Genomic DNA, 12,394 nt, shown 5'->3' on the forward strand with positions numbered 1-12,394 from the left:
GCTATCCCCTTCCGTTGAAAATGGTGGCGACACCCGCGCGGTCGTCGCTGCCCACGTCTTCGACCCACAAACGCAGGTCGGTGATTTCGGCCTCTGCCGCCGGGTCCTGAGGACGCGCGGTAACGTAGACGCGGGCCTGCATCGTCTCGTTGGCGGGCACGGTCACGTGGCCTTCATGCGGTCCGTCTGTTTCAACCTCGATCCGCAATATCTCGTCCGAGGTGAGCATGAGCCGGAAAGTGCGGTCCTGGGCCGTCAGATTTCGGATACGCACGGTGTAGGTGTTGCGCACGGCCCCATCCGACAGGGTCACAAATTGCGGATTGCGCACCGGCTCGACCGTCAGCCCAATGTCGGACCGGATGAACAGCGCATAGACCAGCACCACCCCGATCAGCGACCACAGCACGGTATAAAGGATCGTGCGGGGGCGCAGCACATGCTGCCAGATGGGGCGCGGCGGGGCACCCGCGGTCTCGCGTTCCTCATCGGCAAGGGCGAGATAGCCGATCAGCCCGCGCGGCTTGCCAATGCGCGCCATCACATCGTCGCAGGCATCAATGCACAGCGCGCAGGTGATGCACTCCATCTGTTGACCGTCACGAATGTCGATGCCTGCCGGGCAGACGTTCACGCAAGCCATGCAGTCGATACAGTCGCCCAATTTACCCGCATCCGCCGCCTTGCGGTGCTTGCCGCGTGGCTCACCCCGCCAGTGGCGATAGGCGACGGTCAGCGTGTCATTGTCCATCATTGCGGCCTGAATGCGGGGCCACGGGCACATGTAGTTGCAGACCTGTTCGCGCATGAACCCACCAAAGACGAAGGTGGTCGCGGTCAGCACGAGGATGGTCGAATAGGCGATGAAGGGCGCCTGCACGGTAACCAGATCGCGTGCCAATGTGGGAGCGTCCGCGAAATAGAAGACCCACGCCCCACCCGTGACCAAAGCGATAAAGAACCAGACCACCCACTTGGTCAGCCGCAACCGGAGTTTGCGCAAGCTCCAGTCCGCATTCCACAGCCGCACGCGGGCGTTGCGGTCGCCCTCGATCCAGCGCTCGACCAGAATGAACAAGTCGGTCCACACAGTCTGCGGGCAGGTATAGCCACACCAGACCCGGCCAAGGGCGGAGGTGAACAGGAACAGCCCCAGCCCGGCCATGATCAACAGCCCGGCCACAAAGTAGAACTCGTGCGGCCAGATTTCAATCCAGAAGAAATAGAAGCGCCGCCCCGCAAGGTCGATCAGCACAGCCTGATCGGGCAGGTTCGGGCCGCGATCCCACCGGATAAAGGGGGTCAGGTAATAGACCGCCAGCGTCCCGCCCATGATCCACCACTTGAGTGTGCGGAAGGTGCCCTTGACGCGCCGGGGAAAGATCGGTTCGCGCGCGGCATAAAGTGACGGGGGCGCGCCTTGGGGTTGGGTCATGTTGATTGTCCTGTTCGTGACCTCACTCTGCGCGATCCGCCCACCAGCCAGCCTTGATCTGGATCAAGGGTGTACGAAAAAGCCCCCGACCCCCATTGAGTGCGAACAGGACAGGGGCCGGAGGTGCCACGCGCCCGCCGAAGGATGGACAACCTGAGGCGCGCAACATCGATGTAGGGTCGGGGCGCGTTATTCGCCCCCACCCAATTGGTGCAGATACAAGGTGACGGCCTTGATCTCTGCCTCGTCCAGACGCGGGCCCCACGGGGGCATCACGCCGAAACGGGAATAGGTGATTGTCTTAGTGAGCGTGTCCCGATCCCCACCATAAAGCCAGATCGCATCCGACAGGCGGGGCGCACCCTGATCGCGCATCCCCTCGCCTGCCTCGCCGTGGCAGGCCGCGCATTGCTCTTCGAACAGAATGGCCCCCTGCGCCGCCAGCGCCGCGTCGTGATCCTTGCCCGACAGGGTCAACACGTGTTCGACCGTGGCCGCAATTTCCTCGCCTTCGAGCAACTCGCCAAAGGCGGGCATCTGCGACCAGCGCGCGTCCGGGTCCGCTTCATTTCGGATACCGTGGCGCACGGTGTATTCGATGTCTTCGAGTGTGCCACCCCATAGCCAGTCATCATCCAGCAGGTTCGGGTATCCCACAGCCCCCGCCGCACCCGACCCATGGCATTGCGAACAATGGGACAGAAAGACCGACGCGCCCCCGGCCACGCCGTAGCGGTGGGCCGGATCGTCCGGTGCAAGGGTTGACAGATCCGCCGAGGCAAGGCGCTGCGCCACCTCGGCATTCTGCGCATCAACGGCTGCGATCTGATCGGCCACCTCGCCGCGTGTGGAGTACCCCAGGACCCCGCCCGTGGCCGAATTTATCAGCGGCCAAGCCGGATATGCAATCGTATAGGCGATAGCCCAAACGATAGTGGCGTAAAGCGTCCACAGCCACCAGCGCGGCAGCGGGTTGTTGAGTTCCTTGATCCCGTCCCAATCATGGCCGGTGGTGTCGATCCCGGTGATCTCGTCTTTTTCTTTGTGGTCAGCCATCACTTGGCCTCCGGTTCTTGGGATTGGAGAGGGCCCCATCGTCATGGCGAAATGGGATGCTTGCGGCCTCGTCATTGGCGCTGCGCGCGCCCGGACGAAACGCCCAGACGCAGGCCACGATGTAAAAGACCATCATCGCCAGCAGCACCCAACTGTCCGCCAGTTCGCGCAAGGTGGAATAGGTGTCCATGTCCGCGCCCTCTTATCGGTTTGCATCTGGGGTGAAGGTCGAGAAATCGACCAACGTGCCCAGCATCTGAAGGTAGGCGATCAGCGCGTCCATCTCGGTCAGTTCGGGCTGGCCATCAAAGTTCGCCACAACCGCACCGGGATAGCGTTCGACCAATGCGTCCCAATCGGACTCCGGGTCACCCTGAGCCCTAAAGTCAGAGACCGCGTTTTCGATCATGTCTTCGGTGTAGGGCACCCCGACAAAGCGGTGGGTGCGCAACAGATCTTCGATACGTTTGCCCTGGATCGGGGTGCGTCCCAGAAACGCGTATTTGGGCATGATCGACTCGGGCACCACCGATTGCGGATCGTTGAGGTGATCCACATGCCAGGCATCAGAATACCGCCCCCCCACGCGCGCCAGATCAGGCCCTGTGCGCTTGGACCCCCACTGGTGGGGGTGGTCATACATCGACTCCGCCGCCAGCGAATAGTGGCCATAGCGTTCGACCTCATCCCGCATGGGCCGGATCATCTGGGAGTGGCACACATAGCAGCCCTCACGGACATAGATGTCGCGCCCCGCCAGTTCGAGGGGGCTGTAGGGGCGCATGCCCTCGACCTCTTCGATGGTATTCTCGAGGTAGAACAGAGGGGCGATTTCGACGATGCCTCCGATGCTCACGACCAGCAGCGACAGGATGAACAGCAATGTGGGGCTGCGTTCGATCATCGCGTGACGATTAAGGAATGCGCCCTGTGCGGTTGCCCCGGCGGGGTTGCCCGCCGCAGCCGCAAGATTGCCACCCTTGGCGGAACCGAAGTTCTTTGGATTGTCAGCCATTGTTCTCGGCCTCCCTTATTCTGCCGGGACACCAACGGGCGCGGCGACACGTGCGCCTCCCCGAATGGTCATCCACATGTTCCAGACCATGATCAGCCCGCCACTGAGGTAAAGGACCCCGCCAAGGCCACGCACCACATACATCGGGAATTTGGCATCAACGGTGTCGGCGAATGAATTGACGAGGAACCCTTGCGCATCAACTTCGCGCCACATCAGCCCTTCCATGATGCCGGTGACCCACATCGAGGCGGCGTAAAGAACGATCCCGATGGTCGCGAGCCAGAAGTGCCAGTCGATAGCGGCCATCGAATACATCCGCTTGCGCCCCCACAGGCGCGGCGTCAGGAAATAGAGCGCGCCAAAGGTGATCATCCCGTTCCAGCCCAAGGCACCGGAGTGCACGTGTCCGATGGTCCAGTCGGTGTAGTGCGACAGCGCATTGACCGCCCGGATCGACATCATCGGCCCTTCGAACGTGGACATGCCGTAAAAGGCAAGGCTGATCACCATCATACGAATGATCGGATCGGTGCGCAGCTTGTCCCAGGCCCCTTGCAGCGTCATCAGTCCGTTGATCATGCCCCCCCAACTTGGCATCCACAGGATAATCGAGAACACCATGCCCAGGGTCGAGGCCCAATCGGGCAGCGCGGTGTAGTGCAAGTGGTGCGGACCCGCCCAGATATAGAGAAAGATCAGCGCCCAGAAGTGGATGATGCTCAACTTGTAGCTGTAAACGGGGCGTTCGGCCTGCTTGGGCACGAAATAGTACATCATCCCCAGAAACCCGGCGGTGAGAAAGAAGCCGACCGCGTTGTGCCCGTACCACCACTGCGTCATTGCATCCTGCACGCCCGAAAAGACCTGCACCGATTTTGACCCAAGCAGGGAGACAGGAATGCTCAGGTTGTTGACGATGTGCAGCATCGCGACGGTGATGATGAAGCTCAGCAAAAACCAGTTGGCCACATAGATGTGCTTTTCGCGGCGGCGGAAGATCGTCCCCAGATAGACGGCCAGAAACGCGACCCACACGAAGGTCAACCAGATATCCACATACCACTCGGGTTCGGCATATTCCTTGGATTGGGTCGCACCCAGCAGATAGCCAGTGGCGGCCAGCACGATGAACGACTGATAGCCCCAGAACACGAACCACGCGAGGTTGCCGCCCCAGAGCCGCGCGCCACAGGTACGCTGCACGATATAGAACGAGGACATGATCAGCGCGTTGCCTCCGAACGCAAAGATCACCGCACTGGTGTGCAGCGGGCGCAGCCGTCCGAAATTGGTGAAAGGCTGGCCCCAGTCGAAATTCAGCACAGGAAAGGCCAGTTGGAAGGCGATCAACACCCCCACCAGAAAGCCGACCACGCCCCAGAACCCGGTGGCAATGACCCCTGCCCGGATCACGCCGTCCATATACCCGGACCTATCCACGACCGGTTTGACATCGCCCATCTGACGCAGTTGCCAGATGAACATGCCGCCCGCGACAAACATGATCAGCGCGGCATGAACCTTGTAGGCCAGATCATATCCCCAGTCCGACCCAATTGCGGCCATCAGGGCGACAAGGCCAAGCAAGATGAGTTTGACGTAATCCCACATGAGTTTTCCTTTGCACTTCTGCGCCGCCACGGACGGGCGGCGCACCTGTTCTCGATGGTGTGATAGAGACGCGGAAAAACGCGCGCGTTGATCTGGATCAAGACCGGTAATTTAGCGGATCACATGCACCGCACATTGCGCGTGACGCACAACCCATGCGGCTGTCGATCCAAGCAGGATGTCGGAAAATACGGGCCGGTGCGAAGGGATCACGATCAGGTCCGCGCTGTTATCAGAGGCCCATTCGGTGATGGATCGTCCGGTGGGCCCATCGATTACGGCCATGCGCCCGCCGGGCACTTTGTCGGCCAGGTCCGACAAACGCTCTTTGGCACGTGAACGGGTGCCGGCCAGCATATCCGCAGGCATGTATTCAGCCGCATAGACCGGCAATTGCTCCATCACATGCAGGAACGTCGTATGTGCGTCCGGCCCTGACAGACGCGCGGCCACCTCCATGGCACCCGCGACATCCCGCTCTTCCTCGAATGCGACGGGAATAAGGATATTCTTGTACATCGTCGTTCCTTCCGTTCTGATTTGCAGAACAGAGGATAGGGACCTCGCAGATCCCCCGCGTTGATGTGGATCAAGCCTGCGCCTAGATCAACGGACCGCCATCACCGTCATCCCCGCTTTCAACCAGCAAGTCCTGTAGATCGGGGATCAGCACGACCCGGTTGCCATCCAATCCGATCACTCCGTCCTTGCGCAGACCTGTGAACTGGCGGCTGACGGTTTCGATGGTAAGGCCCAGAAAGTTCGCCATGGTTTCGCGGCTGATTGGCAACTCAAGGCGCGACGTGGTCCCCATCGCCTCGCCATCGGGATTCATCGTACGCTTGGCCATCAGCATCAACAGGCTCGCGATCTTTTCGCGGGCCGTCTTGCGACCCAACAGCAGCATCCAGTCCCGCGCGGCATCCAACTCATCCAGCGCCATTTCCAGCAGCCGCTCCTGAAGGTGGGGGATCTGGATCAGCAACGCCTCAAAGGGTTTGCGCGCGAAGCAGCACAGAGTTAGCTCCGACACCGCCGTCACATCATATTGCAAGGTCGTGCGACCCGGACGCCCGATAAAGTCAGATGGCAGCAGCAGGCCGACCATCTGGGTGCGCCCATCTTCGATCCCACGCTCCAGCGTTGCCGTGCCGCTCACGACCGATGCAACCACATCCAGCGCATCACCGCGCATCGCAATCGTCTGGCCCGCCTTATAGGTTCTGTAAAACTTGATCCTGTTCAGGTCTTCCAATTCGTCATCATCACAGCGCGCGCAAAGGGCCCGGTGACGGATCGGACAATTCGAACAGGTCGGGGCTGTCGCCAAGGAATGCGCCATCATGTGCCCTGTTGATCTGTGTCAAAGCAGGCCACGCAAAATGCGTGCAGGTTTTGGGTATGAAACACTTGTCCGACCTCCGTCACTTTGGCCTGTTCAACGCCAAGGTGCCACGCTTTACAAGCTACCCACCTGCGAACTGGTTCACCGAAGGGATAAGCGCGGATCACGTGCGCACCTGGCAATCGAACGCACCCAAGGATGCAGAGATTTCGCTGTATGTCCACATTCCGTTTTGCCGCAGATTGTGCTGGTTTTGTGCCTGCCGAACCCAGGGCACCCGCAACGCGGCCCCGCTTGCGCCCTATGTGGATCGGGTTTTGCGCGAGGCTGCGGATCAACGCCGCGGTTTCATAAATGGCGTCACCCCCAAACGCCTGCATCTTGGGGGTGGCACGCCGACGATCCTGTCTGCGTCGTTGCTGGACAGGTTGCTGCGCGGTCTTGATGATATCTGGGGCCTGTCGGACCTGGATGAGTTTTCGGTCGAGGTGGACCCGACTGATGTTGGCCCGGCCCGGCTTGCCATGCTCAAACAGCAAGGGTTAAGCCGCGCCAGCCTTGGCATTCAGGACTTTGACCGGCAGGTTCAGGCCGCCATCGGACGTACCCAGTCGCGCGATCTTACGCAATCGGTGGTCGATGATCTGCGCAGCCTCGGGGTCAGTTCACTGAACTTTGACCTGCTCTATGGGCTGCCTTTCCAGACCCCCGGCACATTGGCGGCCACGCTGGAGGCCGCACTTGCAATGCAGCCCGGACGGATCGCGCTTTTTGGCTATGCGCATGTGCCATGGATGTCCAAACGCCAGTCGTTGATCCCCGCGGATGCCTTGCCCAAACCCGAGGCGCGGCTGGCCCTGTTTGAACAAGCGCGCAAGACGTTATTGGGTCAGGGCTATGTCCAGATCGGGATTGACCACTTTGCGCGGCCCGAGGATGCGCTGGCGCACGCCTTCTTTGATCAGCGCCTCAAACGGTCCTTTCAAGGGTACACGGACGATGCAATCGGGTATCTCGTCGGTCTGGGGGCGTCGGCGATTTCGACCTTTCCGCAGGGGTTCGCCCAGAACATTCCGGTCACCGGCAAATATGCGACCCAGATTGATGCGGGCGTATCCGCGATCTGGCGTGGCTATGCACTGAGCGAGGCAGACAGGCTGAAGTCCAATCTGGTCGAGCAGTTGATGTGTTATTACGTCGCCACCCTCAGCGACGCGCAGGCAGCAAAGCCCTTGATTGTCAAAGCGATGAACCAGATCGCGCAGGACTTTGACGGTGCTGTTACATGGGACGGGCGGACATTGGAGATCAGGCGGTGGGCCCATCCGCTGGTGCGGCTGATCGCAGTACAACTGGTCACCCCGAGCACGCCATTGACAGCTGAACGGACCTATAGCGCAGCAATCTGAGCGTCAGTCAAACACCAGTTTCTGCGGTGTCCCACTGTCATGCGAGGCTTGCGCGGCATCGGCCATGACTTGCGCCTTGAATCCGTCGACACCGCTTGGGTTTGCGGGTTTTCCGGTGGTCAGCACGTCGACAAAATGGGCCATCTCGGCGCGGTAGGCATCGGCGTAACGCTCCAGAAAGAACGGCTCGGTCGGGGCGCGGCGGAATCCGTCCGCGTTCGATATCTCGACGGTGGAGGTCAGCACATTGTCCGCCCGCAGCATCCCCGTTTGCCCATGCACCTCGATGCGCTGATCATAGCCATAGGTCGCGCGGCGCGAGTTCGAAATCTGGCACAGCTTGCCGCTGGCCGTGCGCAGCGACACCATCGCCGTATCCACATCGCCCGCCGCGCCAATCGCGGGGTCCACGAGGCACGCGGCGTGGGTGAACACCTCCACCGGGTCTTCGCCCAGAAGAAAGCGGGCCATGTCCAGATCGTGGATCATCATGTCGCGAAACAACCCACCCGAGGTCTTGATATAGTCGATGGGCGGCGGGGATGGATCGCGCGACAGGATCGTGACCATTTCCACCTCACCAATCTTACCGGCGGCGATCTGGGCTTGAAGGGTCTGGAAATTCGGATCGAAGCGGCGGTTGAAGGCGACAAAAAACGGGACAGCGTTCGTGTCGACCACCGCCAGACAGTCCTTGATCCGCTCTGAATTCAGATCAATGGGCTTTTCGCAGAATATCGCCTTTTGGGCGCGGGCGGCGGTGTGGATCAGGTCATAATGCGTCGTTGTGGGGGTCCCGATGACCACGGCATCGATGTCCGCAGCGGCCATGATATCCGCGACCGACATGACGGGCGCGCCAGTGCGTTTGGCAAGTGCTTCGGCCGCTGCGGGCATCGCGTCTGCCACGGCTGCGACCTGCGCACCTTCCATGCCCATCAGGCTGCGCGCATGGACCTGCCCGATACGGCCACAGCCCAGAAGTGCGATGTTTATCATGGGTCTAACCTCTCATCGTTTGGAATACCCTGCGCGCCGCAGCAACCACCGGATCGTGCGTTTCACCGAGGATTCGCACCCGGTCAAAGCGATCTGGATCGCGGTTCACCGCATCCCGCAAGGCGTGCCCAAAGGCTTGGCGCAACTCGGTCCCGACGTTGAATTTGCAGATGTTAGTGCCCCGCGCGAGCGCGCGCCGCTGTACGCCCGGCACGCCCGACCCGCCGTGGATCACCAGCGCCACATCCGTCAGCCCCTGGATCGCAGCGATGCGCCCTTCGTCAAGGCCACCGGATTGATCGGTCTGCAAATGCACGTTGCCCACCGAAATCGCCATCGCATCCACGCCCGTCTCGCGGGCGAACTGTGCCGCCTCCTGCGGGTTGGTCCCGGCCGAGGCTTCGCCATTGTCATAGCCCACGAACCCGATCTCGCCCTCGCAGGAAATGCCGGCCTTATGCGCCATTTCGGCAATCACTGCCGTCTCGTCGATGTTCTGTTGCAGCGGCTTGCGCGAGCCGTCGAACATCAGCGAGGTAAAGCCCGCCTCCAACGCCTCTTTGCATTCCTCAAAGGTATATCCGTGATCCAAATGGGCGACGACCGGCACGCTGGCCTCTTCAGCCAGATGGCGGAACATCTTGCCCAGAATGGGCAGCGGGGTGTGTGCCCGACAGGATGGGCCCGCTTGCAGGATCACGGGGCAGCCTTCGGCCTCGGCGGCGGCCACATAGGCGCGCATGTCTTCCCATCCCAAACAGACCAGACCCGCCACCGCGTAGCCTTCAGTCTTGGCCGGGACCAGTACCTCGGACAGAGTGGCGAGGCTCATTTGAACTTGGCGATCATGTCTTTGATGCCGGGAATGGTCTCGATCTGATCGGCATGGGAGGGCTGGAAATACTGCACCAGACTGCGCTGGCTCAGACCGCCCAGAATGGTGAAGTAATACATCTCGTAGCCCGGCAACACCGCGCAGGGGTGATACCCGCTGTCGAGACAAATGGTGGACCCATCAACAAGGTGGTAGGCATCCCCCGACTTCCCCTCTTTGCGTTGCAGCATCTGTACGCCTGACCCGTGATTGGGCCGGAAGCGGAAATTATATGTCTCGTCATGGCGGGTTTCGATGATCTGATCACCGTCACGCCGGTCAGTATCGTGCTTGTGGCTGGGAAAGCCCGACCAGCCACCCTGCCCGACCGTGAACAACTCCGACACCAGCAGGCGGCCCACCTTGTCGTGATATCTGGTGCCAAGAATATGCTTGATCTTGCGGTGGGTCTTGGTGTCGTCAGAGCCGTATTGCACCAGATCCAGCTCGTTATTGCGCACAGCGAAGGCCTCAAGCACCTTGTCGTATTTGGCACCTGCCACGAACACTTCGGCTGCGTCCGACGTGCAGACCATCTGGGCGCGCGCGGCAGTGGGGACATAGACGCCTTCTGGTTCGCCATCCCATACGTCAACACCACGCCCGCCCAGATCAGCGACCTTGAAACCCTCGATATCCACATCAATGCTGCCCGTGGCAGGCACAATGCAGGTTTCAAACCCCGGCACGGCATATTCAAACGCCTGCCCCTTTTTCAGCTTCACGATGTTGAAATAGTTGAGCGGAACCGTCTCGTCATCCACGTCCACGATAGGTTTGTTCTGGTTGTCATAGGGCGCGATGTGCATCTGCGGCCTCCTTAGGTTTGAGTGGGACCGGGATGATTGGTCAGAAAATCGTCAAGCAAGTCCGGGGTCGGCATGGCGGGCGCGCAGCCCGGTTGGGACACGGTGATCGACGCACAGGCCGAACCGCGCAGAATTGCCGTTTCCAGGTCGTGATCGTCTGCGATGGACGTCATCAGCCCAGCCATAAACGCATCGCCCGCCCCGTTGGGTTTGACGGCAGTGACGGGATAGATGCCGGTCGTGATCTCGTCGCCCCCGGCATATGTGACAGCCCCGTTTTCACCCATCTTGTAGACGACAATCTCGGCTGAGGTTTCCGACAGCACGCGCGCCTTGGCCTGCCCCTTGCCCATCCCCCCGGCCATGAACCCAAATTCCTCGTCATTGCCCACGATCATGTCCGAGGCGTCTGCTGCGCGGCTCAGCACATCGGCGGCAACTTCGGACGAGGGCCAGCTATAGGGGCGGTAATCGACATCGAAAATGATCGGCAGGCCAGCGGCCTTGGCAAGCTCAAAGGCACGGAACGTGGCGCTGCGCGATGGTTCGGCGGCAAACACGGTGCCTGCGGTGATCAGCGCACCGTAGCGGCTGTAATCCACGGCCTCGACATCTGCGACCTCCATCTGAAAGTCCGCCGCCCCGTTGCGATAGATCACGTTGCGGTGCCCCTCAAGCACGCTCTCATAAAACGCCAGTGAGTTGCGGTATTCCCCACCGACCCGGCGCACATGGGTGGTGTCCACCCCGTAATGGCCAAGCCGGTTGATGCAATAACTGCCCACGGAATCGTCAGAGACGGACGTGACCAGCGCCGCCTGCCCTCCCAGTTTGCAGATGCCTGCGCCGATATTGGCTGCCGAGCCACCCAGATCGACGGTGACCGATGCTGCATCCTCGGCGCGCACCCCCACATCGGTGAAAAAGTCGATGCCCGCGCGGCCCACGATGACGAAATTGTTGGCTTTGATACCGTCCAGAAGGGCGCTCATCTGATCCCCTCCGCGTTGATGGCGTCGGCGGTGTCCAGCACTTCGGGATAACGGTAGTCGAGACCCAGAAGCTGGCGCATGTCGACGCTGGCATTGTCGATGAAGCCCGGCGGCAGGGCGGCGGGCATATCCTCAAGCGGTTTGACCCATTTGGGGATGTAGTTGATCAGCACGGCATTGCGGTCGTGATCGGCATGGTTGGGCATGGCGCAATGCCACGCCGCCCCAAAGAACAGAACCACATCGCCCGGCACCCCGGTCATGCGCGCGCAGGTGTCGTAGAATTGCGCGTGGTCGTTCGGTGTCGGATAGCGAAGATGCTTTTGCGATCCGGGAAGATAGGCGGTCGCGCCCGACTTTTCCGTGAAAGGATCAAGTGCGATGGTCACTTGCGCATTCAGCGGGAACGAGGCGTTCAGACCCATGGGATGCGTCTCGGGCAAGTGAAAATCCCAGTAGGGAAAATCGATATGCGGCTCCTGCCCCGGTCCGCCGGGCAAGATTCGATTGGCCGCAATCGAACCCATGATGAACTCGGACCCCAGCCATTTGCGCAGGATGCCCATGATTGCCGGATGGGTGGCCATGTCAGAAAACACATCGCCCTTGGCCAGCAGGTTCCAGACCCGGCGTTGCAGGTCTGCCCGGCCGTCTTCCATCGCGGCACCCTGAAAATGGGTGACCTTGTCGCCCTCACGATCCGAATGGGCCATGATGATGCGGCGCGCCTCTGCGATCTGGTCCGGCGTGAACAGGCCGGTGATCCGCACGGCCCCGCCACCCTCCATCAACTCGGCGCAGATCGCATCTGCATCAATCGCATCATGGGGCACGCTCAACATGGTC

Annotated in this window: 13 protein-coding genes; 1 reads left to right on the forward strand and 12 read right to left on the reverse strand. The window is 60.9% G+C overall.

What is annotated here, in order from left to right; genetic code table 11:
- Position 1: 1 nt before the first annotated feature.
- The 7 genes from ccoG to fnrL form a co-directional block, all read right to left on the reverse strand.
- Positions 2 to 1,435, reverse strand: a complete 1,434-nt coding sequence (gene ccoG, locus Q0859_RS10515) for a cytochrome c oxidase accessory protein CcoG (RefSeq protein ID WP_299150753.1) — start codon at positions 1,433 to 1,435, stop codon at positions 2 to 4.
- 189 nt (positions 1,436 to 1,624) lie between these two features.
- Positions 1,625 to 2,491 (reverse strand): cytochrome-c oxidase, cbb3-type subunit III, encoded by an 867-nt coding sequence (gene ccoP, locus Q0859_RS10520; protein WP_299150755.1) that lies wholly within the window; start codon positions 2,489 to 2,491, stop codon positions 1,625 to 1,627.
- Positions 2,484 to 2,681 (reverse strand): cbb3-type cytochrome c oxidase subunit 3, encoded by a 198-nt coding sequence (locus Q0859_RS10525; protein ID WP_299150757.1) that lies wholly within the window; start codon positions 2,679 to 2,681, stop codon positions 2,484 to 2,486. Before Q0859_RS10525 ends, ccoP begins: the two co-directional genes overlap by 8 nt.
- A 12-nt stretch (positions 2,682 to 2,693) precedes the next feature.
- Positions 2,694 to 3,395, reverse strand: coding sequence for a cytochrome-c oxidase, cbb3-type subunit II (ccoO, locus tag Q0859_RS10530; RefSeq protein ID WP_299151472.1), 702 nt, complete (start codon positions 3,393 to 3,395; stop codon positions 2,694 to 2,696).
- Positions 3,396 to 3,521: 126 nt separating this feature from the next.
- Positions 3,522 to 5,120, reverse strand: a complete 1,599-nt coding sequence (ccoN, locus tag Q0859_RS10535; RefSeq protein ID WP_299150760.1) for a cytochrome-c oxidase, cbb3-type subunit I — start codon at positions 5,118 to 5,120, stop codon at positions 3,522 to 3,524.
- A gap of 111 nt (positions 5,121 to 5,231) precedes the next feature.
- Entirely contained in the window at positions 5,232 to 5,639 is a 408-nt protein-coding gene (locus Q0859_RS10540; protein WP_299150764.1) for a universal stress protein, read from the reverse strand.
- Positions 5,640 to 5,721: 82 nt separating this feature from the next.
- Positions 5,722 to 6,465, reverse strand: a complete 744-nt coding sequence (fnrL, locus tag Q0859_RS10545) for a transcriptional regulator FnrL (protein WP_299150768.1) — start codon at positions 6,463 to 6,465, stop codon at positions 5,722 to 5,724.
- A gap of 65 nt (positions 6,466 to 6,530) precedes the next feature.
- On the opposite strand from fnrL, the gene hemN reads away from it, so the two are divergent.
- Entirely contained in the window at positions 6,531 to 7,874 is a 1,344-nt protein-coding gene (gene hemN, locus Q0859_RS10550) for an oxygen-independent coproporphyrinogen III oxidase (RefSeq protein ID WP_299150773.1), read from the forward strand.
- Between the two features lie 3 nt (positions 7,875 to 7,877).
- On the opposite strand, the gene iolG is transcribed toward hemN, so the two are convergent.
- From iolG to Q0859_RS10575, 5 genes are read right to left on the reverse strand one after another with little or no spacing between them, the layout of a single operon-like run.
- Positions 7,878 to 8,873, reverse strand: coding sequence for an inositol 2-dehydrogenase (iolG, locus tag Q0859_RS10555; RefSeq protein WP_299150777.1), 996 nt, complete (start codon positions 8,871 to 8,873; stop codon positions 7,878 to 7,880).
- 4 nt (positions 8,874 to 8,877) lie between these two features.
- Positions 8,878 to 9,705, reverse strand: coding sequence for a class II fructose-bisphosphate aldolase (locus Q0859_RS10560; RefSeq protein WP_299150779.1), 828 nt, complete (start codon positions 9,703 to 9,705; stop codon positions 8,878 to 8,880).
- Positions 9,702 to 10,556, reverse strand: a complete 855-nt coding sequence (locus Q0859_RS10565) for a 5-deoxy-glucuronate isomerase (RefSeq protein WP_299150781.1) — start codon at positions 10,554 to 10,556, stop codon at positions 9,702 to 9,704. The genes Q0859_RS10560 and Q0859_RS10565 overlap by 4 nt, the downstream gene beginning before the upstream one ends.
- An 11-nt stretch (positions 10,557 to 10,567) precedes the next feature.
- Positions 10,568 to 11,548 (reverse strand): 5-dehydro-2-deoxygluconokinase, encoded by a 981-nt coding sequence (gene iolC, locus Q0859_RS10570; RefSeq protein ID WP_299150783.1) that lies wholly within the window; start codon positions 11,546 to 11,548, stop codon positions 10,568 to 10,570.
- The gene (locus Q0859_RS10575) at positions 11,545 to 12,390 is read right to left on the reverse strand and encodes a phytanoyl-CoA dioxygenase family protein (RefSeq protein WP_299150785.1); all 846 of its coding nucleotides are present in this window, start codon (positions 12,388 to 12,390) and stop codon (positions 11,545 to 11,547) included. Before Q0859_RS10575 ends, iolC begins: the two co-directional genes overlap by 4 nt.
- Between the last annotated feature and the right edge of the window lie 4 nt (positions 12,391 to 12,394).

It is taken from the genome of uncultured Tateyamaria sp. (genome assembly GCF_947497045.1).
Classification (GTDB): Bacteria; Pseudomonadota; Alphaproteobacteria; order Rhodobacterales; family Rhodobacteraceae; genus Tateyamaria.